Origin of the sequence: Micromonospora sp. CCTCC AA 2012012 (genome assembly GCF_040499845.1) — a bacterium.
Taxonomy (GTDB): Bacteria; Actinomycetota; Actinomycetes; order Mycobacteriales; family Micromonosporaceae; genus Micromonospora; species Micromonospora mangrovi.
Genome location: NZ_CP159342.1, coordinates 688,862 through 714,518, shown reverse-complemented (window position 1 = coordinate 714,518; position 25,657 = coordinate 688,862). Strand labels below are relative to the sequence as shown.

Sequence of the window (25,657 nt, the reverse complement as noted above, 5' to 3'; positions counted from 1 at the left end):
ACCGGGTCAGCCGAGGGCGCAGTCCGACCCGTTGACGGTGCACTGACCCGGCCGGTCGCCACTGCCGGTACGGCTGAAGCTCATCTCCACGATCGCACTCTCCCCCGATCCGAGCGGACCGGTGCCGCGCAGCACGTACCACCCGTTGCCCTGCGAGGTGACCGACACCCCGGACGCCGAGGACGCCTGGATGCTCTTGACGTTGCCGGTGAAGAGCAGCTCCACCCGCCACTCCTGGGCACGGGCCGACCCGTTGGCCACGGTCAGCCGCGCGGTGAACGAGGTCCGGTCGCTGCTGGTGGCCTGGTAACGGGCGGTCACCGTGCCGGAGAGCGGCACACCGGACGCGGGCCGGGCCGAGACCGACGGCCGCACCGACCCGGACGGTCGCGCCGAGGGGCTCACGCTGGGCGACGACGTCGCCGAACCGGTGGTGTCCACGGCCACCAGCGGGGCGTCGCTCGGCGCGGCGGACGTGGTCGGCGGGGCGAGCGGCAGGTAGATCGGCGGCGCGGGCTCCGGCATCGCCTGCGGCTGCGGCGAACGCAGGGACAGCAGCGCGAACACCAGCAGGGTGGCCAGCAGACCCACGCCGAGCACCACCACGAGCCACGGCGCCGAGGTCACCATCCTCGACAACGACGACGAGCCGGTCCGTTCGTCATGCCGGACGCTCATCAGGTCCCCCTCCGCCACCGCCGACGCGCCAGCGTAGCCAGCCCGGGGCGGCCAGCACAGCCGGCCCCGGATGATCCGGCCGTCCGTCGGTGGCCCACGGAAAACGGCTGGTCGCCGGGGGACGCTTCGGGTCTACTCACGACCATGGCCCTGCTGATCCCGCCCACCGAACGGGTACACACCAGCTTCCTCGCCGCGATGGCCGAGCACACCGTCGAGGGCTTCGCCCGCCCCGTCACCGAGCTGTGGACGCAGGCGACGTCGCCTGCGGAGGGCTGGGTGCCGAGCACCACCCGCTGGCGGGCCGGGGACGACGAGAGCCTGGGCAGGATCGTCCTTCGGCACCGGCTCGCCCCGGGCCTGGACGAGGTTGTCGGCCGTCTCGGGTACGAGGGCCGGGCCGGTGCCCGACGACGGGGCACGCGACGGAGCTGCTTCGGGCGGCGCGGCCGTTGGCCCGGTCGTTCGGCGACGAGACCGCCCTGGGCGCCGGCGACACGGACGGCGTGGCGTCGCGGCGGGTGATCGGTCAGGCCGTACGGATGACGGTGCAGATGGCCGGGCCGTCGTCGGTGCTGCGCAGCAGGTAGCGGTAGCGCTCCCCCGGCACGGCCTGCCCCTGGCTGTCCAGGAACTCCCACCGGACGGCCACCTCGGTGAGCAGCGCGGAGACCGGCTGCACGTCCTCGATCAGGGCGTTCGCCGCGATCAGTTCCCGCTCCTGGTAGTCCGGGGCGGCGCCGACGAAGGAGAGGGCCACGGCGGCCGGCGAGGTGAACGAGAAGCTGTAGGTGTCGGCGACCACCAGACCGGGCAGGGCGTAGCAGCCGGCGATGGCGGGCACGTCGCCGACGGTGAGCGCCACGCCGTACCGGTCGAAGAACTCGGTCAGCGTGTCGAAATCCGTGGAAGCCTTCACGCCGCACTCAATAGCCCCGCGGCCACCTCAGCAAACCTGCTCAGCGAGGCGGGATGCGCACCTCGATCTCCTCACCCAGCCGCGCGCCGTCCCGCAGGTCCAGATCGTCGCCGCTCCAGAAGCGTCCCGGGTCGTACCAGTTGGGACGCCGGCCGGCCGGCAGCAGCCCCATCGCCTCGTAGGTCACCGCCACCACCTCGGCGCAGTACGCGGTCTCCAGCGCCCGGTCCCGCACCGACACGCCCCCACCCTCCGAGGTGGACGACGTACGACGCCGCACGGTCGGCACCCGCCCCCGGGCCCAGCGCCAGGCGAGCTGCGCGGTGGAGGGGAACGGGGTGCCGTCGAGCCGGGCCACGGTCCGCAGCACCGCCTCCTCCATCGGCGCGTCGGCCGACGGTTCGAGCTGGCGCAGCCAGGCGCGCTGGCCGTACCGGTTGGCCCAGACGCAGACCGCGTCGCGCAGGTCGTGCAGCTGCACCCCGCGCTGGTGGGTGCCGGTCCACAGGTCCGGCAGGGACCGGCCCAGCTCGGCGTGCCACATCAGCGGTGGCATGTCGTCCAGCACCACGGCCATGCCCACGTGGTTGACCGGGCTGTTGGTGGTGAACTGGATCGCGCGGTCCGGCACGCTGCGCCCCCGGAACACCCACACGTCGCCGGTCCGGGTCAGCTCCACGGCCTCGTCCAGGCTGATGCTCATGAGGGACTACCCTAAGCGGATGCGGCAACGTGTGCGGTGGTGGAAGGTGCTCGGGCTGGCCGGCCTGGCCGGCGTCGCGGCGTCCGGTGTGGTCATCGCCCGGGCGGAGCGGCGGCGCCGCGCGTACACCCCGGAGGAGATCCGGGACCGGCTGCGCGAGCGGCACGCGAAGGCCGCCGGGAGTCCCAGCCCGGCCGACGACCGGGCCTGACCCGGCGCCGCGCCGCTCACCCGCCGTCGCGGGCCGCGCGGCGCACCGCCTCCGCCAGCGACTCCGGGGTACGCCCGACGAGCGCGCCACCGTCGTCGAGCAGCAGGATCGGGCGTTGGATCAGCTCCGGGTGCGCCACCATCGCCGCGATCCAGCGCGGCTCGTCGGCGTCGTCCCGCCCCCAGCCGGCCAGGCCGAGGGCGACCGCCGCCGGCTCCCCCGTGCGGCAGATGTCCCACGCGCGGGCGTCGAGCCGCCGCAGCACCTCGGTCAGCTCGGCCGCGCTCGGCGGCTCCACCAGATACGCCCGCAGCCGGTACGGCACCCGCGCCTCGTCGAGGCTGCTCCGCGCGCCGGCGCACTTGGAACAGGCCGGGTTGTCCCAGATCTCCATGCCCGGCATCGTCGCAGACCGTCCGCCGGCGCGTCCGCCGCCCGAGATCGCGCGGGATCCTGGATCGAGTGGCATCCCACGCCGTTCGACCCGCTGTTGCCCGGATCGAGCACGCTCCTGCGCCGCCGTGGGAGGCCGCCGTCCGGGGGCCGTGTGGCATCGGTGGAACGTGATGGAGGTTTCCCGACCGGGATGAGGTCCATGACGTTCCACCCACCGCACTCCCGCGCCGGACCCGACGGCATGGTGGGGCGGTGTGCGCGGATTGTCCGGTTTCCGGCGTGGTTGGGGCCGGCTGCGGCGGCGTGGCGAAGACATCATGGCGCGGTGCGAGGTTGAGGGGTGGATGTCCGTGGTCGGGGCCACCCGTCGGGCGGAATCATGCCGGGGGTGGGGTCGTTGAACATGGCAGACCGCGCGGCATCCCGGCCCCCGAGCCGACGACCGCCGGTCGGGAATGACCGGCCACCGGCCGTCGTTACATCCCCGGGCCGCGAACACCGGGTCCCCACCGGCGAGGCCGGGGGAATGACTCCCCGCCGCCGGTCGTTACATCCCCGGGCCGCGAACACCGGGTCCCCACCGGCCAGGCCGGGGGAATGACTCCCCGCCGCCGGTCGTTACACCCCCGGGCCACCGAGCAGGTCGACCACGACCGCCGGACACCCCCAAAGACTTTCCCCCCTTTTTCGCGGCACCCCGCGCACCCCCCGGTGCGTCGACGTGTGTGCCGCACACCCCCGAATGGAAGGCGTGATCTGATCATGGCTACCACTCTGCTGCGCAAGACCGTCCTGACCGCTGCCGGTATCGCCGCCACCGCCGGTGGCATCGCCGGCCCCGCCATCGCCGCCCACGCGTCGCCCGCCGAGACCGGCCGGACCGCGCAGGTCACCACCGACCGCAAGGGCCACGGCGAGCGCGAGCTGAACGTGCGCTACGAGGCGCAGCCCAACTTCTACTACTGCGGCCCCGCCGCCACGCGTAACGCCCTCTCCGTCCAGGGCAAGGCCATCGACGTGGACGCCATGGCCAAGGAGATGGGCACCACCGAGAACGGCACCAACAGCGTCAACGACATCACCCCGGTGCTGAACAAGGAGACCGGTAAGGACGTCTACCACAGCGTCGAGATCAAGACGCCGAAGGCCGACGACGCCCAGACCGAGAAGCTGCGCGCCGACATCGTCCGCACCGTGGACGAGGGCCGGGCCGTGGTGGCCAACATCGCCGGCACCGCCACCGACACCGACGGTGTCACCCACTCCTTCGAGGGCGGGCACTACATCAGCGTCGTCGGGTACCGCGACGGTGGGAAGACCGTGACGATCGCCGACTCCGCCAACCCGGACCAGGCCTCCTACCGGATCAGCGTCGACAACCTCGCCGATTGGATCGCCACCCGCGGCTACACCGCCTCCTGACCGGCGACAACCGAAAGGGCCGTCCCCACCACGGGGGCGGCCCTTTCGTCGTCCGTCGACCAGGGCAGGCCGGGAGGTCAGCGGTCGGTGCCGGCCTTCACCGGCTCGGCCGCGTCGGCGGCCTCGGGCTCATCGAGGTGGCGGGCCCGGCGGCGCAGCCACCAGGTGCTGACCAGCCCGGCGACGACGGCCAGGGCGAGGCCGGCCCAGGAGATGTCCTTGAGCCAGTGCTCGGCCGCCCGGCCCACGCTGAAGAGCAGGTAGGTGGTGGCGAAGGCCCACACCAGGCCGCCGGCCGCGTTGGCCAGCAGGAAGCGGCGGTACGGGACGTGCAGCGCGCCGGCGAGCGGGCCGGCGAGGATCCGCAGCAGTGCCACGAAGCGGCCGAAGAAGACCGCCCAGACGCCGTGCCGGGCGAAGCTCTGCTCGGCACGGGCGAGTTGCCCGGGGCCGAGATGTCGGGGGAAGCGCCGGCCCAGCCGGGCCAGCAGTGGGCGACCGCCCCGCCGTCCGATGGCGTACCCGATGGAGTCGCCGATGATCGCGCCGGCTGCGGCGGCGGTGGCGACCCAGTGCGGTTCGACGACGCCGGTGGCGGCGAGCAGGGCGGAGCTGACCAGGACGATCTCGCCGGGCAGCGGCACGCCCATGCTCTCCACGCCGATCACCGCGGCGACGAGGAGATAGACGACGCCCGGCGGCAGCGCGGAGAGCCAGTGCTGTACGTCGACCACGGCTGCTCCTTCCGCTCCGACCTCGAACCCTACCGTCACCTCTCCGATGCGCCCGGGTGAGCACGAGATCGGGAGCGGTTCACCTATAGCGGCGGCTTATGACACCCCATGAAGTATTGATTTCTCTCGCTCTGTCGGCTGTCTGATCCTGGGACCACCCGTTCCTCTACCCGAAAAGCCTCGGGTACGGCGAGAAAGGTCCTACCATGATCGGTTCTCTGCTCCGGTGGTCACCACGCGGCCGTCCACTCACGGCCCTGCTCGCGGTGGTCGCCGCCCTCGCCGCGGTCGCCTCCACGGTCCTGCCCGCCGCACCCGCCCGGGCCGAGTACGGCATCTCCTGCGGCTCCCAGGGAACCGACGGGTGGCGCAACTGCGAGACCTGGCTCCGCGGCGACCGGGAGCTGTACGACATCGACCCCTACTTCGCCTGGGTGAACCTCGGTGACAAGGTCAGCTACAAGAAGCAGGCGGTCACCAACAACGTCGGCCGGATCTTCGTCAGCGGGAACTCCTCCTCGTGCAGCGGATACGGCATCACCAACAACGTCCCGGTGAAGGTGACCCAGATCGACACCTTCACCTTCAGCACCGTCGGGTTCGGCTTCACCGTCAACCCGTCGACCTCGTCGGGGACGATCAACGTCACGGCGGGGGGAACCAGCGTCAGCTTCACCAACATCCGGGAGAAGGGGAACTGCGTGCAGCACGGCTACGGCATCGAGTTCGTCCCCACCGGCATCGGCGTCGTCTGGTCCATGGCACACAGCACGACGACCACCTTCGACTGGGGCGGTGGCCGGAGCTGGACGGTCGGGACGTACGACACCACGAGGTTCCCGGGCTACTGAGCCGGGCCGGGTAGCACCGACGCCCCCGTCGGGGGCACGCTGACCCTTCCCGCCGCCGGCGCTCCGGCGGCGGGAACGGCTGCGCGCCGGCGGCGGTCGAGCAGCGTCCGCCCGTACTCCGGATTGTTGGTCAGGGCCGCGTCGAGATAGCGCCCCCGCATCAGGTCGGCCACCACGACGACCAGCTCATGGGCCACCTCGCCGGTGGACCAGACCAGCCGGAGGGTTCTCTCCACCGGGTCGGCCAGGGGACGTTGGACGTAGTGCGGACTGCCGAGGTTGATCGGCGATCCCAGGGTGACGCAGCCGTGATCGGCGATCATGTACTCGATGGCGGTGCCGTCGGTGGCCGCGTGGCGCACGCGGGGCTCGAACCCGGCGCTGCGGCACGCCTCGACGACGAACCGGCGCAGCCGCTGCCCGGTCGGGCGGAGCACCCACGGGTCGCCGGCCAGCTCGGCCAGGGCGACCGCGGGCGCTTCCGCCAGCCGGTGCGAGCGGGGCAGCACCGCCCAGATCGGCTCCCGGTCCAGCACGACCGAGCCCAGTCCGTCCAGCGGCAGCGGGGACACCTCGAAGTCGTAGACCTGGGCGGCGTGCCGCTGACCGGCCCGGATCTGAGCGACGCTGCGTTCGGACAGTTCCACCACCACGTCGAAGTCCGTCGTCGGAAGGAGTCGCCGCAGCGGCCCGAGGATCCTGGTCAGCGCCGGCGCCTCCGCGCCGAAGCGGAACGTCGCCGGGCTGCCGCCGGCCATCACCCGGTCCACCTCCGCCAGGTCGAACACCACCCGCTCGGCCAGGGGCAGCAGCCGTCGACCCGCCTCGGTGAGGCGGACCATCCGGGTGGTGCGGGCGAACAGCGGCAGGCCGAAGTGCCGTTCGAGCCGCTTGACGTGAGCCGTCACCGCCGGCTGGGTGAGCCCGAGGAACAGGGCGGCCCGGCTGAAGCTCTCCGACCGGGCCACGGCCAGGAAAACTCGCAGCTGTCGGACCTCCAGCTCCACCCGGTCGCCTCCGTTCGACCGCGGGGACCCTCCGGAGCCCGACGGGTCGCCGCATCCGCCGACGCATCCATAGTGCATCACGAATGTGTCCCCGCGACCGCGTACGAACTTGCGTTGATAGCAAGACGGACGTACGGTTTTGTTGAACGAGAATCGGCGGTAAGTGTCACCTAACCGGGGCGTCGTCCCGGTCGGTGCGACAGACTGCTCAGGACTACTCACGGTCGCTGGTGTGAAGGAGTACGACGTGGCGAGCCTCGACACCTTCGGTGCGAAGACCCAGCTACGCGTCGGAGACGCGAGCTACGAGATTTTCAAGATCGACAAGGTGGAGGGCCACGACCGACTGCCCTACAGCTTGAAGATCCTGCTGGAGAACCTGCTGCGGACCGAGGACGGCGCGAACATCACCGCCGACCACATCCGCGAGCTCGGCGCCTGGAACGCCGACGCCGACCCGAGCGTGGAGATCCAGTTCACCCCGGCGCGGGTGCTCATGCAGGACTTCACCGGCGTGCCCTGCGTCGTGGACCTGGCCACCATGCGGGAGGCCGTCCGCGACCTCGGCGGCGACGCCACCAAGGTCAACCCGCTCGCCCCGGCCGAGCTGGTCATCGACCACTCCGTCATCGCCGACCTGTTCGGCCGCGCGGACGCCTTCGAGCGCAACGTCGAGCTGGAGTACGAGCGCAACAAGGAGCGCTACCAGTTCCTGCGCTGGGGCCAGACCGCGTTCAACGAGTTCAAGGTCGTCCCGCCGGGCACCGGCATCGTGCACCAGGTCAACATCGAGTACCTGGCCCGCACGATCATGGAGCGCAACGGCCAGGCGTACCCGGACACCGTGGTCGGCACCGACTCGCACACCACGATGGTCAACGGCCTGGGCGTGCTGGGCTGGGGCGTCGGCGGCATCGAGGCCGAGGCCGCCATGCTCGGCCAGCCGGTCAGCATGCTGATCCCCCGGGTCGTCGGCTTCAAGCTGCACGGCGAGATGCCGGCCGGCACCACCGCCACCGACCTGGTGCTGACCATCACCGAGATGCTGCGCAAGCACGGCGTGGTCGGCAAGTTCGTCGAGTTCTACGGCCCCGGCGTGAGCGCCGTGCCGCTGGCCAACCGGGCCACCATCGGCAACATGTCCCCGGAGTACGGCTCCACCGTCGCGATCTTCCCGATCGACGCCGAGACCGTCCGCTACCTGGAGCTGACCGGCCGCGACGCCGCGCAGGTCGCGCTCGTCGAGGCGTACGCCAAGGAGCAGGGCCTCTGGCACGACCCGAACCACGAGCCGGACTACTCGGAGCGGCTGGAACTCGACCTGAGCACCATCGAGCCGTCCCTGGCGGGCCCGAAGCGCCCGCAGGACCGGGTGCCGCTGGGCAGCGCCAAGACGCTGTTCCGCTCGGCCCTGACCGACTACGTGGCCGCCGACGAGACCGGTGGCGACCCCGGCCGCAAGCCGGGCGTGCCGCAGCAGGAGAAGCCGTTCGGCACCGACGGCCCGGCCGACGAGGCCAGCGCCGAGTCCTTCCCGGCCAGCGACTCCCCGGCCAACGGGGTCAACGACCCGGCCGACGCGCCGCGCGACCTGGAGACGGCCGCGGTGGGCGCGGGCGGCCGGGCCACCAACCCGGTCCGGGTGACCGGCGCCGACGGCGTCGAGTACGAGCTGGACCACGGCGCCGTGGTGATCGCCGCCATCACCTCCTGCACCAACACCTCCAACCCGCAGGTCATGCTCGGCGCCGCGCTGCTCGCCCGCAACGCCGTCGACAAGGGCCTGACCCGCAAGCCGTGGGTCAAGACCACGCTGGCGCCGGGCTCCAAGGTCGTCATGGACTACTACGACCGCGCCGGCCTCACGCCCTACCTGGAGAAGCTCGGCTTCAACCTGGTCGGCTACGGCTGCACCACCTGCATCGGCAACTCCGGCCCGCTGCCGGAGGAGGTCTCCGCCGCGGTGAACGAGGGCGACCTCGCCGTCGTCTCGGTGCTGTCGGGCAACCGGAACTTCGAGGGCCGGATCAACCCGGACGTCAAGATGAACTACCTGGCGTCCCCGCCGCTGGTGGTCGCGTACGCGCTGGCCGGCACGATGGACATCGACCTGGCCAACGAGCCGCTCGGCGAGGACGCCCAGGGCGACCCGGTCTTCCTGCGCGACATCTGGCCGAACAGCGCCGAGATCCAGGACGTCATCGGCCAGGCGATCGGCGCGACCGGCTTCAGCGCCGCGTACGCCGACGTCTTCGCCGGTGACGAGCGCTGGCAGTCGCTGCCGACCCCGACCGGCGACACCTTCGCCTGGGAGGGGGAGAGCACCTACGTGCGCAAGCCCCCGTACTTCGAGGGCATGGAGCGGGAGCCGAAGGCGGTCGTGGACATCACCGGCGCCCGGGTGCTGGCCCGGCTCGGTGACTCGGTGACCACCGACCACATCTCCCCGGCCGGCTCGATCAAGGCCGACTCCCCCGCCGGGAAGTACCTCGCCGAGCACGGCGTGCCGCGCCACGAGTTCAACTCGTACGGCTCCCGCCGGGGCAACCACGAGGTGATGATCCGGGGCACCTTCGCCAACATCCGGCTGCGCAACCAGCTGGTCCCCGGTGTCGAGGGCGGCTTCACGGTCAACCACCTGACCGGCGAGCAGTCCTCGATCTACGACGCCGCCACCGCCTACCAGGAGGCGGGCATCCCGCTGGTCATCCTGGCCGGCAAGGAGTACGGCTCCGGCTCGTCCCGGGACTGGGCGGCGAAGGGCACCATGCTGCTCGGTGTCCGGGCGGTCATCGCCGAGTCGTACGAGCGGATCCACCGCTCGAACCTGATCGGCATGGGCGTGCTGCCGTTGCAGTTCCCGGTCGACACGACCGCCGAGTCGCTCGGGCTCACCGGCACGGAGACCTTCTCCATCACCGGCGTGACCGCGCTCAACGACGGCGACACCCCGCGCACGGTGAAGGTCACCACCGACACCGGCGTGGAGTTCGACGCGGTGGTCCGGATCGACACCCCGGGTGAGGCGGACTACTACCGGCACGGCGGCATCCTGCAGTACGTGCTGCGCCGCATGATCGCGAGCTGACGTACCCGACGGAGGGCCCCTTCCCGCGACGGCGGGTGAGGGGCCCTTCGGCGTCTGCGCCGGGTCAGCCGGTGGCCGCGGCGTGCCCGGTCGCGCGGGAGCGGACCAGCGCCTCGACGCCGTCCAGGATCCGCTCCAGGCCGAAGACGAAGTCCGCGTCGGGGTTGCCCGGTTCGTCGTCCAGGCCACCGCTGCTCATCAGCTCGCTGACCTCGGGGAACCGGGCGGGGTCGACGACCTTCGCGAGCCGCCGCCCGTACGTGGCCATCGCCTCCTCGGCGGTCGAGCCGGCGGCCTGCGCGACGGCCTGGACGTCGAGGGTGACCGTGGCCCAGTAGCGCACGTAGCCGCTGACCAGCAGCACGGTGGCGATCTTCTCCGGCCCGGTGAGGCCGGTCGGGCGGAGCACCGCGAGCGCGTGCTCCATCCAGGCGATCTGGTTCGGCAGGATCGGTGGCGAACCGACCGGAACGTGCCGCAACCAGGGATGCCGCCGGAAGCCGGCCAGCTGATCCCAGGCCCACCGGCTCATGCCCTCGCGCCAGGTGACCTCGGGGCCGGGCGTCGGCTCCGGCGGCCCGAAGGCGGCGTCGGTCATCAGGTCCAGCAGTTCCGTCTTCGCGGCGACGTACCGGTAGAGCGACATCGGGGCCGTGCCGAGTTCCTTGGCGACCCGGCCCATCGAGACCGCGGCGAGGCCGTCCGCCGCGGCGACGGCGATCGCGGCCTGGACGATCCGGTCCAGGCTCAGCCCGCGCTTCGGTCCTCTGGTCGGCCGTTCCCGCAGCCCCCAGGCGGCTTCGAGGCTGGCCGGCAGTCCGCTGTCGGTGTCGTCTGTCATCGCTCCGCTTCCCGTGGCTTGACCGCCATCCTATTACTGCGTATAACCTACGCAGTAACGCGTATGGCGTACGCAGTTAGCGGGTCGCGGTGACGTGACTCCCGACGGATGAGGGTGTCGGCATGGATGCGGTGAACACGGAGGGGCCCCGGGCGGGCCGAAGGGAATGGCTCGGCTTCGGGGTGCTGATGCTGCCCCTGCTGCTGGTCTCGATGGACGTGTCGGTGCTCTACTTCGCCGTGCCGTTCATCAGCCGGGAGCTGGCCCCGACCAGCACTCAGCAACTCTGGATCTTCGACATGTACGGCTTCGTCCTCGCCGGCCTGCTGCTCACGATGGGCTCCCTCGGGGACCGGATCGGGCGGCGTCGGCTGCTGCTGGTCGGCGCCGCCGCGTTCAGCGCGGCCTCGCTGCTGGCCGCGTACGCCGGCAGCGCCGAGGTGCTGATCCTCGCCCGGGCGCTGCTGGGCATCGGCGGCGCCACCCTGATGCCGTCGACGCTCGGCCTGATCCGCAACATGTTCCAGGACGACCGGCAGCGGGGCACGGCGATCGCGATCTGGACCGCCGCGATGACCGGCGGCATCGCGATCGGGCCGGTGCTCAGCGGCTTCCTGCTCGAACACTTCTGGTGGGGATCGGTCTTTCTGATCAACATCCCGGCGATGGCCCTGCTGCTGCTCCTCGGCCCGGTCCTGCTGCCCGAGTTCCGCACGCCGCACGCCACCGGCTTCGACCTGGTCGGCTCGGTGCTCTCGCTGGCCGCCATCCTGCCCATGATCTACGGCATCAAGGAGCTGGCCCGGGACGGCTTCGCGCCGCTGCCGGCGGCGGCCCTCCTCGCCGGAGCAGCCGTCGGCGCCCTCTTCCTCCACCGGCAGCGGACCCGGCCCGAGCCGATGATCGACCTGACGCTGTTCCGCCGTCGGGCGTTCGGCGCCTCCCTGCTGGTCACCATGCTCGCCACGTTCGCGCTGGTCGGCTTCGCCATCTTCACCACCCAGTACCTCCAGCTCGTCCTCGGCATGAGCCCGCTGCGGGCGGCGCTGTGGAGCCTGCTGCCGACCGTCGGGGTGGGGGCCGCCGCACCGCTCGCGGCGGTCGCCGCCCGCCGGACCAACCGGGCGTACGTCATGGCCGCCGGTTTCGTCGTCGCCGCCGGTGGCTTCGCGGTGCTGACCGCGGTCCGACCCGGGTCGGGCCTGTGGCCCGTCATGATCGGCGCGAGCCTCTACGCCGTCGGCCTGGTGGTGGTGATGTCCCTGGTCACCGACGTGGTCCTCGGCGAGGCGCCCGCCGAGCGGGCCAGCTCGGTCTCCGGCCTGCTGGAGTCGGCGACGGAGTTCGCCGGCGCCCTCGGGATGGCCCTGCTGGGCAGCGTCGGCAGCGCCGTCTACCGGCTCCGGATCGGTCCGGCGCTGCCCGACGGCCTACCGCCGGTGGCCACCGGCGAGGCCCGGGAGACGCTGGCCGGCGCCCTCACCACCGCGGCCCGACTGCCGGGCGGGACCGGCGCGCTGATCCTGACGGCGGCGCGGGCGGCGTTCCTCGACGGCATGCACGCCGCGGCCGTCGCCGCCGGGGTGGTGATGCTGGTCGCCGCCGTGCTCTGCGTCGTCCTGCTCCGCCACGCCCACGCCGTCGACGCGGCAGCGGCGCGACCGGACGGGCCACCCGCCGACGTCCCGACCCTCGACCGCCCGGCCGCGGTCTGACCACGAGAACTCCGTGCGATGCACCAGCCGGCGCTCTCAGCGCGGCTGGTGCATCGCCCGGGCGATCTCCTCCCGCAGCGACGCCGCCTCCTCGTCGCGGTCGCAGAGCAGCAGCACGGTGAACGGGACGCTCCGGTCGTCCGGCCGCCCGAGCGGGTCAGCCCAGTCCTGCACGGCGCGCGACAGGACTCGGAACAGCGTCTGCCGGTCCTCGGTGGAGCCCGACAGCAACCGGGACGCGTTCTCCACCACGATCAGATACCCGTCCGCGGGCAACCAGTGCAGGTCACGGAGGCAGTCCGACAGCGCGGCCCAGTTCCAGCCGAAGTAGCCGGGGAAGAGCAGCGCGTCGGAGAACTCGTAGAAGGCGTGGTCCGCGTCCGGCATCCGCGTGCCGTCGAGCCGGGCGACCACGAAGCTGCCGGCCGCCGGCAGCACCGCCGCCAGCTCCACCAGGGCACCCCGCGCGCACGCCGTGAGCCGACCCGTCACCCCGTCTCCCGGCATCTACCGGTCCGCGAAGCGGAACTCGAAGGTGCCCGCCTCGACGCGGTCGAGGAACTGGCTCACGTCGTCGGCCTGCCGGATCGCGCCGTCCCAGCCGTCGCTCGAGATGTCGACCAGCAGCACCGGTGCCGGGTCGCTGCGCAGGTCGAGGACGAGCTGTTCCCGGGAACCGTCCCCGCCGATGATCGCGATGCCGGGGTGCGCGTCGGTGCCGTCACCCCACGCGTCCTGCACCTCCAGCATCTCGAGTGGCGTATTGAGCCAGACGTAGGCGCCGCTCGGCAGCCAACCGCGCCGGAACCACGACTCACCTTGCAGGTAGCCGCGCCAGGCTGCGGGAAGGGCCCGGCCCAGGGCCTCAGCGGCCTCGGTGAACTCCTGGTCACCGACCGGGCCGCGGTAGTCGGCCTCCTCGACGATCGGCCCGACCAGGTGGGCGTTGAACTCGGCGAGTTCCTCGGCGGGGATCCAGTACTCGCGCACGTCCCGGCCACCGGCCTGCCGCACCTGGTGACGGTCCAGATAGGAGCGCTCGACGTCGAACCGGGTCACGTAGCCGACGCCCTTGGCGGGGACGTTCCACTCGCGGGCGATCTTCGTGGCGTACCAGCGGTTGAGGACCGGGTAGAAGATCGGCTGGTCGGGCAGGCGTGGTGGCCAGGCCCGCCAGCCGGACGCCGCGACGAGATCGAGTTCGGCCTGCCCGGTGGGCCGCCAGAGGGTGACCGGGTCCGAGTTTCCCATGATCCGCAGCCTGCTCGATCCCCGGCGCGCACGCCACCGTTTTCCGACCCGGCGGTGTGCGCCGACGGCCCCGAAAGACCGGGCGTCGACGGGGCCCACCGTGTCAGGATGCTCGGCATGACCGGGCGTGCGCTGAGTTTCGGGACGGTGGCGGAGGCGTACGAGCGGTTCCGGCCGGGATATCCGGCGGCGCTCGCCGACCTGGTGCTGACGTACGCGGGTCGGCCGGTGCGGACCGCCCTGGAGATCGGTGCCGGGACGGGCAAGGCGACCCGGCTGTTCGCCCGGCGGGGAATCGCGGTCACCGCGACCGAACCGGACGCCGCCATGCTCGCCGAGCTACGGCGGCAGGTGCCCACGGGGGTCCGCACCGTGCAGGCCGCCTTCGAGGACCTGCCACCGGGCGAGAGCCACGGGCTGGTGTACGCGGCGGCGGCGCTGCACTGGACGAGGCCGGAGGGACGGTGGTCGAGGATGGCCGCGCTGCTGGAACCGGGCGGGGTCTTCGCCTCGTTCGGTGGACCGCTCCGGCTGGCCGACCCGGCCGTGGCGGAGGCCGTCCACGCGGCCCGGGCGCCGTTCCTGGACAGCGACGAGGTGCCGTCTCCCGACGGGACGCCCGCCGACCAGGTCCTCCAGTGGCCCGGCACGGAACTCGCCCGGTCCGCCTGGTTCACCGACGTGCGGCAGTCCGTCATCGAGCGACGCCTGACGATGACCGCCCACGACTTCGTCGGTCTGCTCTCCACCGTCTCGGCCTATCTCACCCTGCCGCCCGCCGCGCGCGAGCAGGTCTTCGACCGGATCGTCCGGGTCCTGCCGGAGGCCGTGGAGGTCACCGCCGACGTCACCGTCCACCTCGCGCGACGCAGCAGCGGTGACGCGGGCTGACGTACCCCGGGAGGGCCCCGCTCCGCGACCGCGCGGAACGGGGCCCTCCGGCGTTCACCAGGGCACCACCCCGGCGTCCTCGAAGAACCCGCCGGTGGGGCCGTCGTCGGGCAGCGTCGCCAGCCGGATCGCGACCGCCGCGCCCTGTTCGGGGGTACGCACGCCGCGGAACCCGTTGAGGTCGGTCGCTACGAAGCCCGGGCAGGCGGCGTTGATCAGGATGTTCGTGTCGCGCAGCTCCTTGGCGTACTGGATGGTCACCGCGTTGAGCATGGTCTTCGACGGCGAGTACGCGGCCGACAGCGGGCCCGTCTCGCGCTCGTCGAGGGAGGCGGTCTGCCGGGTGAGGGAGCCGACGCCGCTGGACATGTTCACGATCCGGGGTGACGCGGAGCGGCGCAGCAGCGGCAGCATTGCGTTGGTGACGCGCAGGACGCCGAGGACGTTGGTCTCCACGGCCGTCCGCACCGCCGCCAGGTCGACCGTGCTGGGCTGCTGCGGCATGCCGCCGGTCACGCCGGCGTTGTTGACGAGCACGTCGAGGCGGCCGGCACGCTCCCGCACCAGCTCGGCGGCGGCGGCCACGCTCGCGTCGTCGGTCACGTCCAGCGGTACGCCGAACGCGTCGACCCCGGCGGCCCGCAGCTTCGCCACCGCCTCCTCCCGGCGCTGCTCGTCCCGGGCGCCGACGCCGACGCTCCAGCCGAGGGCGCCCAGACCCGCGGCGATCTCGTATCCGATTCCCTTGTTCGCGCCGGTGACCAGCGCGATCGTCCGTTCGTTCATGACACCCATGCTGGCCGCGACCGGGCCGGCCACCAACACCGTCCAGGTGTCCAGCGATACCTGACGGGTATCGGTGCGGGTACGCTGGTCGGATGGAGACGCGGGAGCTGCGCTACTTCGTCGCGGTCGCCGAGGAACTGCACTTCGGGCGGGCCGCGACCCGCCTCGGCATGGCGCAGCCGCCGCTGTCGCGGGCCATCCGGCAGCTCGAACGGCGACTCGGCGTCACCCTGCTGGACCGCACCAGCCGCGCGGTCAGCCTCACTGCGGCCGGCTCGGTGCTGCTGCGCGAGGCCCGCGCGGCACTCGACGCGGTCGACGCCGCCGGCCGCCGTACCCGCCGCGCCGCCCTGGCCGCCTCCGGCGAGCCGGGCCTGGTCCTGGTCATGAAGGCCGGCACCAGCGGTGAGCTGCTGCCGAGGCTGCTCGACGCGTACGCCGCCGAGCCCGACGCGGTCACCGTCGAGGTGCTGCTCTGCGGCATCGGCGAGCAGGAGCGGCTGCTGCGCGACGGACGCGCCGACGTGGCGCTGCTGCACCGGCCGTTCGACTCGGCCAGCGGGTTCGACAGCGAGGAGCTGCGCACCGAGCAGCAGGTCGCGGTCCTGCCGGTCGGGCACCCCCTCGCCGGGCGGGCCGAGCTGCGGGTGGCCGAGGTCGCCGCGCTGGCCGATCTGCCGCTGCCGCGCTGGCCACGCCACGACGGCAGCTACCCGGAGGGCCCGGGCCCGCAGGTGCGGGACCACGCGCAGCTCTATCAACTGATCGCGCTGGGCCGCGCCGTGGCCGTGCTGCCCGAGTCGTGCCGGGTCCACCTCCGTGACGATCTCACCACCGTGCCGGTGACGGATGCCCCGGCGGTGACCACGGTGATCGCCTGGCCACCGCAGAGCCGGTCCCGTGCCCTCGCCGCGCTGGTCCGGACGGCCACCCGCCTGTCGTACGGCGACGCCGGCCACCCCGCCCCGGAACCCGGCCTGGTGCCGGTCTAGGACCCGGTCGGACGACGACAGGAGGACACATGGCATCCGGACCAGTGCTGGTGATCGGCCTCGACCCGGTCCGGATCCCGGGCTGGGATCCGGAGCCGGTGGTGGCGGCCATCGCCCGTGGCCAGGCCAGGTTCGAGGCGCACGGGATCGAGGCGGACCTGTGTCTGGTCGTGCCGGACGAGACCGCCGAGGCGACGATCGTCGCGGCGCTGGCCGCGAAGGACTACGCCTGCGTGGTGGTCGGCGGCGGCATCCGTAAGCACGAGCCGTTGCTCGAACTCTTCGAGCAGGTCGTCAACCTGGTCCGGCGGCATGCACCCGGCGCCGCCATCGCCTTCAACAGCACGCCCGAGGACACCGCCGACGCCGCGCTGCGCTGGCTGCGGTAGCCCCGAGAACCAGATGGCGCCGTACCCACCGCACCGTCGATGATCGGTGCCGTGCTCGCTGACCTGTGGCCCCCGTACGGCCTGACCATCGTCACGCCACGCCTCGAACTCCGGCTGCCCAGGGAGGAGGAACTGGCGCGGCTCGCCGAGGTGGCCGCCAACGGTGTGCACCGGGCGGACGAACGTCCGTTCCTGACGCCGTGGACCGACGGCGGCCCCGAGGACCGGGCGCGGTCCGTGCTCCAGGGACACTGGAGCCGGCTTGCGGGGTGGAGCGCGGCGGAGTGGAGCCTCGGACTCGCGGTGCTGCACCAGGGGGAGCCGCTCGGCATGGTCACCCTGCGCGCCCGGGACTTCGCGGTGCTCCGCGAGGTCTCGACCTCCTCCTGGCTGGGCGTCGACCACCACGGCCGGGGTCACGGCACCGAGGCGCGGATCGGCCTGCTCACGCTGGCCTTCGACCACCTCGGCGCGCGGGCGGCACGCACCGAGGTGTTCCAGGACAACCACGCGTCCCAGCGGGTCTCCCGCAAGCTCGGCTACGAGCCCGACGGCATCTCGGTCGACGCCCGCGACGGCGAGGCGGTCGTGTCCGACCGCCTCCGGCTCACCCGGCAGAACTGGGAACGGCAGGAGCGACCCCCGGTGCGGGTCCAGGGGCTGCGGGCCTGCCGCCCGATGTTCGGCGGGTGACCGGGGCGGGCGGCATCGCGTACGCCGGTCGGGTGGGTCAGTCGGCGGCGCGGCGGCGGGCCTCGCGGGTCTTCATCGCGTGCTCCAGCAGGGTGATGAGGACCTCCTTGCTGGACTCCCGCTGCCGCGCGTCGCAGAGCAGCACCGGCACGCCCGGGTCGAGGTTCAGCGCGGTCTGCACCTCGTCCAATCGGAACTCCCGGGAGCCCTCGAAGCAGTTCACCGCCACCACGAACGGGGTGCCCCGCTCCTCGAAGTAGTCGATCGACGGGAAGCAGTCGGCGAGCCGCCGGGTGTCGGCGAGCACCACCGCGCCGATGGCACCGAGCGCCAGCTCGTCCCAGACGAACCAGAACCGGTCCTGTCCGGGCGTGCCGAAGAGATAGAGCACCAGGTCGTCGCTGATGGTGATCCGGCCGAAGTCCATCGCCACCGTGGTGGTGGTCTTGTCCTCCACGCCGGAGAGGTCGTCGATGCCGATGCCGGTCTCGGTCAGCACCTCCTCGGTCCGCAGCGGCCGGGTCTCGCTGACCGCGCCGACCATGGTGGTCTTGCCGGCACCGAAGCCGCCGGCAATGAGGATCTTGATCGCGGTGGGCAGCGGCGCCGCGCCGGCCGGCCGCTCAGAGCGCACGTAGTCCATTGATTACCGCCTCGAAAACGCTCTCGTCGGGAAGACCGGCCGAAGTGGCCCGTGGTTCACGGACCCGGACCAGATTGCGGGCCACCAGGTCGCCGAGGAGCACCCGGACGCTGCCCACCGGCAGGTCCAGATGGGCGGCGACCTCGGCCACCGACTGGATCCGCTGGCAGAGGCCCACGATGGCCACGTGCTCGGGACCCAGGCCGGCCTCCGAGCCCACGTCGGCCCGGGTCGCCGTGACCAGGGAGATCAGGTCGAAGGTGCCGGTGACGGGGCGGGCCCGGCCGCCGGTCACCGCGTACGGGCGGACCACCGGGCCCGCATGGTCGTCCACCCACTCCTGTGCGGCGGGCTCGCCGGGGGCGGTCATCGCGCCAGGTTCTCGCCGGGCGACACCTCACGGGTCGGCGAGGCGACGAACTTGCCGACCCGCGTCACCAGCATCGCCATCTCGTACGCGATCAGGCCGACGTCGGCGTCCTCGGAGGCGAGCACCGCCAGGCACGCGTTACGGCCGGCCGCCGTGACGAACAGGAACGACGACTGCATCTCGATGATGGTCTGCTGCACCTGCCCGCCGCCGAACCGCTTGCCGGCGCCCCGGGCCAGGCTCTGGATGCCGGCCGCCATGGCTGCCAGGTGCTCGCCGTCGTCCCGGCTCAGCCCCTTCGACGCGGCCATCAGCAGCCCGTCGGTGGAGAGCGCGACGGCGTGCTCCGCCTGCTTCACCCGGCCGACCAGGTCGTCCAGCAACCACGTCAGGTCGGAACTCGTTGCGGTCTTCTGCGCCACTCGTCGTCCTCTTCTCCCCCGGCTGGTGTCGCCGTTCTCGTCCGTGGTCGTCGTCCGCCCGGCGACCGGTGCCGTCGGGCGGACGCCCTCGTCAGGTCGTCTGCTCGTCCGCGGTGTCCGACGCCGGTCCCGCCTCCCGGCCGGCCCCGCCGACCAGCCGCGCCGCGTCGGTACGCCCGCGTCTCGTGCCGCTCTGGTAGGAGGCCATCATCCGCCGCACCTGCTCCGGCGGGCGGGTCGCGTCGTCGTCGGCGTCCGGGTCGGACGTCTCGTCCCGCAGCTCCGGCACCAGGCTCGCCTGCCGTACCCGTACCGGCAGCCCGGAGTCGGTGCGCTGCGGATCGGCCGACCCGGTCGGCGGCGTCGCGGCCGGCACCGCCGGCTGCGGCTCGGCCGGCGTCGTCGTCGGCAGGCCGGTGGAGACGGTCGGCTCCTCCAGCGCCGGCTGCCGGCGCCGGGTCCGGGTCGGCAGGGTCGACGGTGCGCCCGAGGTCGCGCCGTCGCCGGTGGGGACGGTGTCGACGGCGGCGGTGCGCACCTCCACCGCGGCCGGGGCCGGGTCGACCGGCCCGGACGGTCCGGCCGCGACCGGGGTGGCGACCGGGTCGACACCGGCCGGGCGGGACGGCGGGTCGGCGGCGACGGGGCCGGACGCGTCGGCGGTGACCAGTTCGAGCGGGATCAGCACCACGGCGGTCGTCCCGCCGTACGGGGACTCCTTGAGCCGGACCCGTACGCCGTGCCGCTCGATGAGCCGGCTGACCACGTAGAGGCCGAGCCGGGAGGCCTGGGCGAGGTTGAGTTCGGAGCGGTCCACGATGCGGTGGTTGGCGGCGGCGAGGTCCTCCTCGGGCATGCCGAGCCCGCGGTCCTCGATCTCGATGACGAAGCCGTTGCCCACCATCTGGCCGCGCACCTCGACGCTGGTGTGCGGCGGCGAGAAGGAGAGGCCGTTCTCGATCAGCTCGGCCAGCAGGTGGATGACGTCACCGACGGCGCGACCGGCCAGGAACACCCGTCCGAGCGGCAGCACGTTCACCCGGGTGTAGTCCTCGACCTCCGCGACCGCACCGCGGATCACGTCGACCATCGGCACGTTGCGTCGCCAGGACCGGCCCGGCGTCGAGCCGGAGAGGACGATCAGGTTCTCGGCGTTGCGCCGCATCCGGGTGGCGAGGTGGTCGACCCGGAACAGGTCCTCCAGCTCCTCCGCGTCGTGCTCCCGACGTTCCATCGCGTCGAGCAGGGTGAGCTGGCGGTGCACCAGCGCCTGGGTGCGCCGGGCCAGGCTGAGGAACACCTCGCGGACGCTGCGGCGCAGCTCGGCCTGCTCGACCGCGGTCCGGATCGCGGTCTCCTGCACCGCGTTGAACGCCCGGCCCACCTGCCCGATCTCGTCGTCGCCGAACTGCAGCGGCGGCGCCTCGCGGGCGACGTCGACCTCCTCGCCGTGACCGAGCCGTTCGACCACGCCGGGCAGCCGCTCCTCGGCCAGCGTGTGCGCGGCCTCGCGCAGCCGTTCGAGCTGGCGCAGCAGGGTCCGGGCGGTGGTGATGGAGATGACGATCGAGGCGATGACGGCGAGCAGACCGAGACCGGTGGCGAGCACCAGGCGGACGATCACCATGATCGCGGTGCCGGTGGCCCGGCTGACGATGCCGTCACCGCCCGCGCTCACCACCTCGTCGACGGCGTTCAGCGCCGGGTCGACGGTGGCCCGCCACCGGGCGTCGTCGAAGGGCAGCACGTCGCTCGGGCGGCCGTCCCGGATGATCTGGTCCTGCGTCGAGCGCAGCCGGCTGAACGCCTCGCCCTCGCTGAGCTGCCGGTAGCGCCGCTGGTCGTCCGGGGAGAGCCGGGCGGCGGTCTCGGTGCCGAGGAAGCGTTCGGCGCCGACCAGGGAGGAGAACCGGGCGTACTCGGGGCCGCTGATCCGGCGGCTGCCGGAGAGGCCGCTGACCAGCGCGTCCTGCTGGGAGATCAGCTCCTTCATCCGGTTGAGCTGGATGAGGGCGGCGGCGTCGGCCGCGATCTCCTTGTCGTCCAGGCTGCCCGTGACGTCGTAGACCTGGAAGATCGACTCGATCGCCTCGGTGTAGCCCTGGGCGGCGGCCACCCGGTCGATGCTCCGCTCGTTGACGGCCTTGCGCAGGTCGCGCAGCGCGTTCAGCCGCTGCACCGACTGGTCGAGGCGGCTGCGCAGCAGGGTGCTGCCGGCCAGGTCGACCTGCCAGTCCTTGACGGAGCCCTCGAAGGTGGCGGCCAGCTCCTCGGCCCGGCGCTGCTCCGCCTGGTACGCGTCGCGCTGCGGCGCGGCGGGGATGCTGAGGTACGCGGTGGCGAGCCGACGCTCCAGTTGCAGTTGGCGCAGCAGCGGCTCACTGGGCACATAGACCTTGCTGTTGAGCATCTGCACGCCGAGGAGATTGAAGCCGTCCCGCACGGTGATCCACGCCGCGAACGCCCAGAGGGCGACCAGCGAGAGCAGGAGGGCGACGATCTTGGTGCGAATGCTGGTACCGCGAGAACGCATCGGACCGTCCAGACAGGGCGCTGATCAGCTCGTCAACGCATGATCATGTAGAGGGGGCTCGTCCTGCCAGTGCCGTCCAGGGGGCCGCAGGCTGTGCGTACGCTAGCAGTGTCCACAGGTACCCTCAAGTCGCTGAATGTCCGGTGCACCCGCTCCGCGCACCCTCGCCGGCTCCCGGATCGGCAGCTCTCTCCCCACGCCCAGCAGGTGTTCCGAGGCCAGCTGCGTGGCGGCAAGCACGGCCGCCCCGACGACGGCCACCGGGCGGTACAACTCCTTGCCGTACCACAGTGGAGGATGCGGCCCGTCGGACGGATCGATCAGCCGGCCGTAGCCACGGGCGATCGCGGCGGTCACCCCGGCGGCGGCCCACGGCGCGGCGAGCAGGACGTGCAGGGCGTACGCCGTCTCCTCCACGGTGCCCGCCCAGCGCCCCCACGAGCCGTCCGGGCGCTGCGTCCGCAGCACGAAGCGGACCGCCGCGGCGACCGCGTCCGTCGCCGCCGGACCGGCCCCGGAGTCGACCAGTGCCGACACGCAGCACGCGGTGGCGTAGTAGGGAGAGGCGTGCCAGCGGTCCCGCCAGCCGCCGTCGGCACCCTGCCGCTCCCGCAGCACCCCGGCGAGGCGCGCCGGGACGGCCCGGTGCCGGGCACCCGCCCCCGGGTGTCGGCGCAGGTGCCGGGCGAAGGCGTCCAGGACGTGCGCGTTCGTGGTGACCGAGAAGCCGTCCTCCCCCGGCCAGGTGCAGAACCCCTCGTCCGTCTCGTACTCCCACAGCACGGCCGGGTCGGCGGGGCGGCCGAGCCGGCCCAGCGCGTCCAGGGCGACGGCGGTGGTGTCCGCGTCCGTCGGCAGGCCGGCCCCGGTGGCGATGCCGCTCCTCCCCGTCGCCACGGCCAGGCTCTCCACCAGCACCGCCGGCGGGACCACCGGGAGGCCGGCCCGGAGCAGAGCGCTGAGCACCCAGGCCCGTTCGAAGACCGTGATCGGCGTCGGGCAGGGCACCGGGCCGCCGCCGTGCCGCACCAGCCCGGTCAGGAAGTCCCGGGCCGCCGCCCCGTCGGACGGGCCGGCCGCGGCGAGCCAGGCCGCCGTCGCCGCCGGGGAGGCGCCCACCGCCAGCGGATCGGTGCCGTGCGCGCCGGGCAGCCGCCCCGCCGGCAGCTCCAGCACCTCGACGAAGTGGGCGAGCTTGGCGGGCAGGTCGGCACCGGCCGCCACCACCGCCCGGATCCGGTCGAGCCGCTCCCGGGTGACACCGGGAGGCAGCGCCGGCCGACCGACCGGTAGCCGGTGCCGGAGGCCCCCGTCCAACCGGTCCAGCCGCTCGCCGATCGAGCCGACCAGCGCCGGCACGATCAGGTCGGCGCCGGGCGTGTCCGGCAGGACGAGCCGGGCGAGCGGACCGCGGAGCGCCCGCAGCCCGCCCGCCACCGCGTCGAGCAGGCCGGCGGCCGGTTCCCCCGGCCGGGCCAGCTCCGCCAGCAGCGCGTCGACGGCGCTCACGGTCGGCACCAGCGCGTACCCCTCGGGTGGTCCCCAGGCGCCGTCGGCCCGCTGCCCGCGCAGCAGGTGCGCGACGCGGGCCGGGTGCCCGGGCAGCCAGGGCGCGTCCGCGACCAGCCGGGCCGTCTCGTACGTGGAGGGGTCGACCTGCCCCCACGGCTGCCGCGACAGCTGCTCGACCAGCGCGTCCGCGCGACGCAGCGGCACCACGGCGGACGCGGCGGGCCCGGTCACCGGGCCGCCCCCCAGAAGTCGGAGAGCTGGTAGAAGCCGCTGGTGTAGGAGATCTGCCGGTGCAGGTACTCGGCCTGCCGGGGGCTGCGGTCCGCGAGCGCGGAGATCCGCTCCCGGCAGTCGGCGGCCAGCTCGGTCAGCCGGTCGGTGACCTCGGTCGGCTCGGCGACCAGCAGCAGCGCGTTGAGGTCACCCCATTCCACGTCCCGCCGGTAGGTGGCCAGGTCGTTGACCAGGCGCAGCACCCGCTGCACGTCCCGCCCGACGCTGCGCAGCTCGGTGAGGTGGTCGACGCAGTCCGGGTCGCCCACCGCGATCCAGTGGGTCACGTTGACGAACGAACACGCCAGGTTGTCGGCGTTGTCGAGGTACCCGTCGAGGCTGAGCGCCGGCCGGCCGGTCACCGGGTCGGCCGGCAGGTTCTTCCACTCCCACTCCCGGGCCACCGCGCGGAACATCCGGTCCAGCTCGTCCCGCCACACCGTGCGCAGCGCGGCCCAGGCCGGCGCGGTGGTCAGCTCGTCGCGGATCTCGGCCAGCAGGTGCGCCAGCTCCGCGCCCGGCGGCGGCGGCGCGCCGTCGGCCACCGCGAGGCACTCCGCGACCGTACGGCGCACCTCGTCGGCGCTGCCGGCCCGGGTGTCGATCGCCCAGTCGGCGGCGAAGACCCAGAGCAGCACCCGGGTGGTGAGGCGCAGCCGGGACGCCGGATACCAGGGCGCGGTGAAGGCGATGGCGGTGGCCACCGAGCTGAGCAGCGCCGGGTCGAACGTCTCGGCCGAGAAGAGCCCCGGATGGCGGGCGGCGACGTCCTGGAGGTCGCGCAGCCCCCGAGTGGCCAGGGCGCAGATCCGGCCCTGCTCGGCCACCGAGGCCGACGGCGCTCCGCCGTCGAGCGTGCCGCTGGCCGCCGCCGGTGGGGCGGTCACCGGCCGACCGGGCCGCGCGCCGGGGTGAGCGTGAGCGCCATCCGTTGCCGGGGCGACAGCGAGGCACCCATCCGTGGCGTCAGGTCGGCCGGCCCGGCCAGCCGGAACCGGAACCGGCTGAGCACGGTGCCCACGATGAGCTGGGCCTCCAGCAGGAACAGGTACTGGCCCAGACACCGGTGGGGGCCGCCGCCGAACGGGAAGTGCGCGTAGCGGTAGCGGCGGCGCGGCTGGTCGGGGGCGAACCGCTCCGGGTCGAACCGGGTCGGGTCCGGCCAGAAGGTGGCCATCCGCTGGGTCACGTACGGGCTGACCAGCACCGTGCCCCCGGCGGGGATCCGGACGCCGCCGAGCACGTCGTCCGCGACCGCCGTCCGGGGGATCAGCCAGCCGGCCGGATAGAGCCGGAGCAGCTCGTCCAGGACCATCCGGGTGTAGCGCAGCTCGCCGAGGTGCTCCCGGCGGACCGGCCCGTCGCCGACCACCCGGTCGACCTCCTCGTGGAGCGTGGCCGCCACGTCGGGCTGGGTCGCCAGCACCGGCCAGAGCCAGGACAGCAGCGCGATGGTCGTCTCGGTGGCGGTCGAGAACATCGCCACCACGTCGCCCCGGATCTGGTACTCGTCGGGCACCCGCCCGTCCGGCCGGGGTCGGCAGAGGGTGGCGATGATGTCGTCGCCGTCGTCGGGCCGGGCCCGGACCGACCGGATGATCGGCAGCACCACCTGGTCGATGGTGCGGACCGCCTCCCGGAACGCCCGGTCGCCGGGCATCGGCACCGCGTACGGGACGAACGGCGCCACCAGGCGGGGCATCATCGCGGTGGTCACCGTGTCGAGGGCGGCGCTGATCCGCAGCGCGTCCGCGAGCGAGATCCGGTCGGCGAAGAGCACCCGCATGGTGGCCCGCAGGACCAGCGTCTTCAGCTCCCGCGCACCGTCGATCGGGCGGCCCGCCCGGGCCGGCTCGACCCAGTCGTCCACGGCCTCGCCGATCGCCTCCGCCATCCGCTCGACCAGGGTCTCCGCCCGTTTCGCGGTGAACAGCGGTTGCAGGGCGGCCCGGCTCGACTCCCAGACCTCCCCCTCGGCGACCAGGATCGCCTCGCCGACCACCCGGCGCACCGGACGCCAGAGCAGGCCCCGGTCGTCGCGGACGTAGTTGGCCGCGTTGTCGCGCAGCACCCGCTGAAGGTGCTCGGGGTGGCTGACCAGCCAGGGCCGGAACGTGCCGAGGTTGAGCCGGACGACCTGGCCCCGCGCCTCGTCGGCGATCCGCACCAGTCCCCCGAGCGGGTCCTTCAGCAGCGTGGGCAGCGCCCGGCGTACGGGCACGTTGACCGCCCTGCCGGCGGTCGGGGCGGGATCACCGCTCACCGCGTCGGACATCCCAGCTCTCCTCGTCTCGGCACGCCTCGTCCACATCGGCTGGTCACCTGTGGAGTCGGGCC

The 25,657-nt window shown here is 73.1% G+C and carries 26 protein-coding genes and 1 pseudogene; 10 read left to right on the top strand and 17 right to left on the bottom strand.

Annotated elements, in window-relative coordinates:
- Positions 1-6 precede the first annotated feature (6 nt).
- Complete coding sequence (locus ABUL08_RS03355; RefSeq protein WP_350934391.1) at positions 7-678, bottom strand: cellulose binding domain-containing protein; 672 nt, start codon at positions 676-678, stop codon at positions 7-9.
- A gap of 144 nt (positions 679-822) precedes the next feature.
- Between ABUL08_RS03355 and ABUL08_RS03350 the strand changes: the two genes are divergently transcribed.
- Positions 823-1,203, top strand: a complete 381-nt coding sequence (locus ABUL08_RS03350) for a hypothetical protein (RefSeq protein WP_350934389.1) — start codon at positions 823-825, stop codon at positions 1,201-1,203.
- A gap of 4 nt (positions 1,204-1,207) precedes the next feature.
- Here the strand turns inward: ABUL08_RS03350 and ABUL08_RS03345 are convergent, their stop codons facing one another.
- Both ABUL08_RS03345 and ABUL08_RS03340 read right to left on the bottom strand, forming a co-directional pair.
- A complete protein-coding gene (locus ABUL08_RS03345) occupies positions 1,208-1,597 on the bottom strand; it encodes a hypothetical protein (protein WP_350934387.1) in 390 nt (129 codons plus the stop codon).
- A gap of 40 nt (positions 1,598-1,637) precedes the next feature.
- Positions 1,638-2,300 carry a hypothetical protein gene (locus ABUL08_RS03340; RefSeq protein ID WP_350934384.1) on the bottom strand — a complete coding sequence of 221 codons (663 nt, stop codon included), beginning with the start codon at positions 2,298-2,300 and terminating at the stop codon, positions 1,638-1,640.
- A 19-nt stretch (positions 2,301-2,319) separates the two neighbouring features.
- Between ABUL08_RS03340 and ABUL08_RS03335 the strand changes: the two genes are divergently transcribed.
- A complete protein-coding gene (locus tag ABUL08_RS03335; RefSeq protein WP_242792532.1) occupies positions 2,320-2,511 on the top strand; it encodes a hypothetical protein in 192 nt (63 codons plus the stop codon).
- Positions 2,512-2,527: 16 nt separating this feature from the next.
- Here ABUL08_RS03335 and ABUL08_RS03330 read toward each other — a convergent pair whose 3' ends face one another.
- The gene (locus ABUL08_RS03330; RefSeq protein WP_350934382.1) at positions 2,528-2,905 is read right to left on the bottom strand and encodes an ArsC/Spx/MgsR family protein; all 378 of its coding nucleotides are present in this window, start codon (positions 2,903-2,905) and stop codon (positions 2,528-2,530) included.
- Between the two features lie 764 nt (positions 2,906-3,669).
- Between ABUL08_RS03330 and ABUL08_RS03325 the strand changes: the two genes are divergently transcribed.
- A complete protein-coding gene (locus tag ABUL08_RS03325) occupies positions 3,670-4,329 on the top strand; it encodes a C39 family peptidase (protein ID WP_350934379.1) in 660 nt (219 codons plus the stop codon).
- Between the two features lie 77 nt (positions 4,330-4,406).
- Here ABUL08_RS03325 and ABUL08_RS03320 read toward each other — a convergent pair whose 3' ends face one another.
- The gene (locus ABUL08_RS03320) at positions 4,407-5,063 is read right to left on the bottom strand and encodes a DedA family protein (protein WP_350934377.1); all 657 of its coding nucleotides are present in this window, start codon (positions 5,061-5,063) and stop codon (positions 4,407-4,409) included.
- Positions 5,064-5,269: 206 nt separating this feature from the next.
- Here ABUL08_RS03320 and ABUL08_RS03315 point away from each other — a divergent pair, with 206 nt between their 5' ends.
- A complete protein-coding gene (locus tag ABUL08_RS03315) occupies positions 5,270-5,914 on the top strand; it encodes a hypothetical protein (protein ID WP_350934375.1) in 645 nt (214 codons plus the stop codon).
- On the opposite strand, the gene ABUL08_RS03310 is transcribed toward ABUL08_RS03315, so the two are convergent.
- On the bottom strand, positions 5,908-6,921 hold the full coding sequence (locus ABUL08_RS03310) for a LysR family transcriptional regulator (RefSeq protein WP_350934373.1): 1,014 nt from the start codon (positions 6,919-6,921) through the stop codon (positions 5,908-5,910). The two genes, ABUL08_RS03315 and ABUL08_RS03310, sit on opposite strands and share 7 nt — an antisense overlap.
- A gap of 232 nt (positions 6,922-7,153) precedes the next feature.
- Here ABUL08_RS03310 and ABUL08_RS03305 point away from each other — a divergent pair, with 232 nt between their 5' ends.
- The gene (locus tag ABUL08_RS03305; protein WP_350934371.1) at positions 7,154-10,009 is read left to right on the top strand and encodes an aconitate hydratase; all 2,856 of its coding nucleotides are present in this window, start codon (positions 7,154-7,156) and stop codon (positions 10,007-10,009) included.
- A gap of 64 nt (positions 10,010-10,073) precedes the next feature.
- On the opposite strand, the gene ABUL08_RS03300 is transcribed toward ABUL08_RS03305, so the two are convergent.
- Positions 10,074-10,850: a TetR/AcrR family transcriptional regulator C-terminal domain-containing protein gene (locus tag ABUL08_RS03300; protein WP_350934370.1), complete on the bottom strand. Its 777-nt coding sequence runs from the start codon at positions 10,848-10,850 to the stop codon at positions 10,074-10,076.
- Between the two features lie 122 nt (positions 10,851-10,972).
- Between ABUL08_RS03300 and ABUL08_RS03295 the strand changes: the two genes are divergently transcribed.
- The gene (locus tag ABUL08_RS03295; RefSeq protein ID WP_350934367.1) at positions 10,973-12,565 is read left to right on the top strand and encodes an MFS transporter; all 1,593 of its coding nucleotides are present in this window, start codon (positions 10,973-10,975) and stop codon (positions 12,563-12,565) included.
- A 36-nt stretch (positions 12,566-12,601) separates the two neighbouring features.
- On the opposite strand, the gene ABUL08_RS03290 is transcribed toward ABUL08_RS03295, so the two are convergent.
- Both ABUL08_RS03290 and ABUL08_RS03285 read right to left on the bottom strand, forming a co-directional pair.
- A complete protein-coding gene (locus tag ABUL08_RS03290; RefSeq protein ID WP_350934365.1) occupies positions 12,602-13,057 on the bottom strand; it encodes a barstar family protein in 456 nt (151 codons plus the stop codon).
- Positions 13,058-13,468: 411 nt separating this feature from the next.
- Positions 13,469-13,816, bottom strand: a pseudogene (locus ABUL08_RS03285) (ADP-ribosylation/crystallin J1); the annotation flags it as partial.
- 117 nt (positions 13,817-13,933) lie between these two features.
- Here ABUL08_RS03285 and ABUL08_RS03280 point away from each other — a divergent pair.
- Positions 13,934-14,707 (top strand): class I SAM-dependent methyltransferase, encoded by a 774-nt coding sequence (locus tag ABUL08_RS03280; protein ID WP_350934363.1) that lies wholly within the window; start codon positions 13,934-13,936, stop codon positions 14,705-14,707.
- A 54-nt stretch (positions 14,708-14,761) separates the two neighbouring features.
- Here ABUL08_RS03280 and ABUL08_RS03275 read toward each other — a convergent pair whose 3' ends face one another.
- Complete coding sequence (locus tag ABUL08_RS03275; protein ID WP_350934362.1) at positions 14,762-15,493, bottom strand: SDR family oxidoreductase; 732 nt, start codon at positions 15,491-15,493, stop codon at positions 14,762-14,764.
- Positions 15,494-15,585: 92 nt separating this feature from the next.
- On the opposite strand from ABUL08_RS03275, the gene ABUL08_RS03270 reads away from it, so the two are divergent.
- The 3 genes from ABUL08_RS03270 to ABUL08_RS03260 are packed head-to-tail and all read left to right on the top strand — an operon-like array spanning position 15,586 to position 17,567.
- Positions 15,586-16,485 carry a LysR family transcriptional regulator gene (locus ABUL08_RS03270; protein WP_350934360.1) on the top strand — a complete coding sequence of 300 codons (900 nt, stop codon included), beginning with the start codon at positions 15,586-15,588 and terminating at the stop codon, positions 16,483-16,485.
- A gap of 29 nt (positions 16,486-16,514) precedes the next feature.
- Entirely contained in the window at positions 16,515-16,874 is a 360-nt protein-coding gene (locus tag ABUL08_RS03265; protein ID WP_350934359.1) for a hypothetical protein, read from the top strand.
- Positions 16,875-16,925: 51 nt separating this feature from the next.
- A complete protein-coding gene (locus ABUL08_RS03260; RefSeq protein ID WP_350934357.1) occupies positions 16,926-17,567 on the top strand; it encodes a GNAT family N-acetyltransferase in 642 nt (213 codons plus the stop codon).
- Between the two features lie 37 nt (positions 17,568-17,604).
- Here ABUL08_RS03260 and ABUL08_RS03255 read toward each other — a convergent pair whose 3' ends face one another.
- The 7 genes from ABUL08_RS03255 to ABUL08_RS03225 all read right to left on the bottom strand — a co-directional run bounded on the left by ABUL08_RS03255 (position 17,605) and on the right by ABUL08_RS03225 (position 25,541).
- The gene (locus ABUL08_RS03255; RefSeq protein ID WP_350934355.1) at positions 17,605-18,210 is read right to left on the bottom strand and encodes a GTP-binding protein; all 606 of its coding nucleotides are present in this window, start codon (positions 18,208-18,210) and stop codon (positions 17,605-17,607) included.
- Positions 18,191-18,580, bottom strand: coding sequence for a DUF742 domain-containing protein (locus ABUL08_RS03250; RefSeq protein ID WP_350934353.1), 390 nt, complete (start codon positions 18,578-18,580; stop codon positions 18,191-18,193). Before ABUL08_RS03250 ends, ABUL08_RS03255 begins: the two co-directional genes overlap by 20 nt.
- Entirely contained in the window at positions 18,577-19,002 is a 426-nt protein-coding gene (locus ABUL08_RS03245; RefSeq protein ID WP_350934352.1) for a roadblock/LC7 domain-containing protein, read from the bottom strand. The genes ABUL08_RS03250 and ABUL08_RS03245 overlap by 4 nt, the downstream gene beginning before the upstream one ends.
- A 91-nt stretch (positions 19,003-19,093) precedes the next feature.
- A complete protein-coding gene (locus ABUL08_RS03240; RefSeq protein ID WP_350934350.1) occupies positions 19,094-21,535 on the bottom strand; it encodes a nitrate- and nitrite sensing domain-containing protein in 2,442 nt (813 codons plus the stop codon).
- 102 nt (positions 21,536-21,637) lie between these two features.
- Positions 21,638-23,278 (bottom strand): prenyltransferase/squalene oxidase repeat-containing protein, encoded by a 1,641-nt coding sequence (locus tag ABUL08_RS03235; RefSeq protein WP_350934348.1) that lies wholly within the window; start codon positions 23,276-23,278, stop codon positions 21,638-21,640.
- Positions 23,275-24,207 (bottom strand): terpene synthase family protein, encoded by a 933-nt coding sequence (locus ABUL08_RS03230; protein ID WP_350934346.1) that lies wholly within the window; start codon positions 24,205-24,207, stop codon positions 23,275-23,277. Before ABUL08_RS03230 ends, ABUL08_RS03235 begins: the two co-directional genes overlap by 4 nt.
- A complete protein-coding gene (locus ABUL08_RS03225) occupies positions 24,204-25,541 on the bottom strand; it encodes a cytochrome P450 (RefSeq protein ID WP_377522859.1) in 1,338 nt (445 codons plus the stop codon). Before ABUL08_RS03225 ends, ABUL08_RS03230 begins: the two co-directional genes overlap by 4 nt.
- Positions 25,542-25,657 lie beyond the last annotated feature (116 nt).

What these genes read in the sequence shown, in the direction of transcription:
- ABUL08_RS03355 (WP_350934391.1), bottom strand. Translation starts at nt 678, where the DNA reads ATGAGCGTCCGGCATGACGAACGGACCGGCTCGTCGTCGTTGTCGAGG.
- ABUL08_RS03350 (WP_350934389.1), top strand. Translation starts at nt 823, where the DNA reads ATGGCCCTGCTGATCCCGCCCACCGAACGGGTACACACCAGCTTCCTC.
- ABUL08_RS03340 (WP_350934384.1), bottom strand. Translation starts at nt 2,300, where the DNA reads ATGAGCATCAGCCTGGACGAGGCCGTGGAGCTGACCCGGACCGGCGAC.
- ABUL08_RS03335 (WP_242792532.1), top strand. Translation starts at nt 2,320, where the DNA reads ATGCGGCAACGTGTGCGGTGGTGGAAGGTGCTCGGGCTGGCCGGCCTG.
- ABUL08_RS03330 (WP_350934382.1), bottom strand. Translation starts at nt 2,905, where the DNA reads ATGGAGATCTGGGACAACCCGGCCTGTTCCAAGTGCGCCGGCGCGCGG.
- ABUL08_RS03325 (WP_350934379.1), top strand. Translation starts at nt 3,670, where the DNA reads ATGGCTACCACTCTGCTGCGCAAGACCGTCCTGACCGCTGCCGGTATC.
- ABUL08_RS03315 (WP_350934375.1), top strand. Translation starts at nt 5,270, where the DNA reads ATGATCGGTTCTCTGCTCCGGTGGTCACCACGCGGCCGTCCACTCACG.
- ABUL08_RS03300 (WP_350934370.1), bottom strand. Translation starts at nt 10,850, where the DNA reads ATGACAGACGACACCGACAGCGGACTGCCGGCCAGCCTCGAAGCCGCC.
- ABUL08_RS03295 (WP_350934367.1), top strand. Translation starts at nt 10,973, where the DNA reads ATGGATGCGGTGAACACGGAGGGGCCCCGGGCGGGCCGAAGGGAATGG.
- ABUL08_RS03280 (WP_350934363.1), top strand. Translation starts at nt 13,934, where the DNA reads ATGACCGGGCGTGCGCTGAGTTTCGGGACGGTGGCGGAGGCGTACGAG.
- ABUL08_RS03275 (WP_350934362.1), bottom strand. Translation starts at nt 15,493, where the DNA reads ATGAACGAACGGACGATCGCGCTGGTCACCGGCGCGAACAAGGGAATC.
- ABUL08_RS03270 (WP_350934360.1), top strand. Translation starts at nt 15,586, where the DNA reads ATGGAGACGCGGGAGCTGCGCTACTTCGTCGCGGTCGCCGAGGAACTG.
- ABUL08_RS03265 (WP_350934359.1), top strand. Translation starts at nt 16,515, where the DNA reads ATGGCATCCGGACCAGTGCTGGTGATCGGCCTCGACCCGGTCCGGATC.
- ABUL08_RS03255 (WP_350934355.1), bottom strand. Translation starts at nt 18,210, where the DNA reads ATGGACTACGTGCGCTCTGAGCGGCCGGCCGGCGCGGCGCCGCTGCCC.
- ABUL08_RS03250 (WP_350934353.1), bottom strand. Translation starts at nt 18,580, where the DNA reads ATGACCGCCCCCGGCGAGCCCGCCGCACAGGAGTGGGTGGACGACCAT.
- ABUL08_RS03240 (WP_350934350.1), bottom strand. Translation starts at nt 21,535, where the DNA reads ATGCGTTCTCGCGGTACCAGCATTCGCACCAAGATCGTCGCCCTCCTG.